3 protein-coding genes are annotated in these 1,413 nt (G+C 61.6%); all 3 read left to right on the forward strand.

Annotated elements, in window-relative coordinates; translation table 11 throughout:
* Nucleotides 1-94 precede the first annotated feature (94 nt).
* The 3 genes from ABZX22_RS45045 (at nt 95) to ABZX22_RS45055 (ending at nt 1,357) form a co-directional block, all read left to right on the forward strand.
* Entirely contained in the window at nt 95-430 is a 336-nt protein-coding gene (locus ABZX22_RS45045; protein WP_354923482.1) for a hypothetical protein, read from the forward strand.
* Nucleotides 431-725: 295 nt separating this feature from the next.
* Nucleotides 726-1,046 carry a hypothetical protein gene (locus ABZX22_RS45050; RefSeq protein WP_040008455.1) on the forward strand — a complete coding sequence of 107 codons (321 nt, stop codon included), beginning with the start codon at nt 726-728 and terminating at the stop codon, nt 1,044-1,046.
* Entirely contained in the window at nt 1,043-1,357 is a 315-nt protein-coding gene (locus tag ABZX22_RS45055) for a hypothetical protein (RefSeq protein WP_024957519.1), read from the forward strand. Before ABZX22_RS45050 ends, ABZX22_RS45055 begins: the two co-directional genes overlap by 4 nt.
* The last annotated feature ends 56 nt before the right edge of the window (nt 1,358-1,413 follow it).

A 1,413-nucleotide genomic window follows, 5' to 3' on the forward strand; every position in this document is an offset into this window, starting at 1 on the left:
CCCCAGGCCACGCGACCCGCGCGGTCCTCGACCGTCACCCGCACCACGGCGAGGGTGAACCTGTCGACCGTCGCGCCGGACAGGCGACTCAATCTTGAAGAAGAACCCCGCAACACGCGAAAGCGTCACGCTGTGGGTGATTGACGAGGCGCAGCGCTACTACACGCTCCGAGTGACGTATGAGCGCGTCCCATGCCGCGACACGCGAAACAACGGTGTGGATGACAGCGTATGTGCGCTGCGCATCGCTGGCCGCATTCTGCCGTTCTACATGCAGGGCGACGAGCAGGGGGCTTTTGAGGTGGGGGATCAAGTTTTTCTCCGCTCCGAAGGGACCGCGCAGCCAGTGATTACAGAGCTTGAGGCAGCTTCCGTATCCGTAGTCATCGGTGCGGGCAGAGAAAATGTAGCCGTTGGAGGGCAGCGCTGATGGCAATCTATATTATTTTTGTTCCGGTTGGGGTCTTTGTCTGGGACGGCATGGGCTCTTTGCCCCGAGAACTTTTTGAGCTTCCTTTTGACAAAGTTGCTCTCATTTCGGGGGATACAGCGAGACAGATCCTAGATGGCATGGAATGTTCCGGGGTTGCAGGAGCATTGCCGAATGACGCCCGGTTGCACGCGAAGGTCGAGCTCCCAATGGCTTGGAATCTGAAGCCCAGCCAGTGGGGCCAGCCTCTCACCTTCCAAGCGCGCCCTCTCAGAAGTCACCCGGGGGGCCGCCCATGGTGAGCGCGATTCTTTTGCTGACCCTGCTCGGCCTCATGGTCCTGGTCCCTCTCTGGACGCTGAAGCGCTTTGCCGACGCCAAGGCAGCCTGGCAACGGGTGAGGGGCGGTGAGCGAGACGCTCGCACGCACGGCCGCGTCGTGATCCATGGCGGGCTGTTTGGAGTTGGGATGGTGGTCATCGCCGCGTTCTTGGCCCAAGCCACCTTCAGCGTCTGGCACCAGCTCGCCACCGGGGGAGGCCTGTTTGTCCTCGGCACGGTCGCGGTGCTCTGTCTGCTGGCCTTTTTCTGGGGCAAGGGGAGGTCGCGCGGATGAGTGCGTTGACGATGCTGGTCCTTTCCATGCTGGTCCTTGCTGTGTTTCTCTGCTCGGCGGCGTTTCTCTCTTTTATGATCGCGTTGACTTACCCGACCGTAAAGCAATCGCTGGCCCTATTCTGCGCCGGGAAGCGCGACGCATCGCTCTACGTGGATTTCGCGATTTTTGGGGGGATCTTCGCGGGTTGCGTCCTCACGCTCGCATTCGGGGCGGTGGTAATGGCCCTCAACATTTCCAGCGCTGAGGACGCCGCTCTATACGCGGCCACCTTGCTTAGCGCGGGGCTGGGCTACTGGGTGGGCCGATGAACCGCGAGCCTTCCACCTTGTTTGCCCCAGGCGTTCTTCCCGGGCCTGACGGCATC

The sequence above is a fragment of the Nonomuraea sp. NPDC003804 genome, assembly GCF_040610675.1.
In the GTDB taxonomy this organism is placed as follows: Bacteria; Actinomycetota; Actinomycetes; order Streptosporangiales; family Streptosporangiaceae; genus Nonomuraea.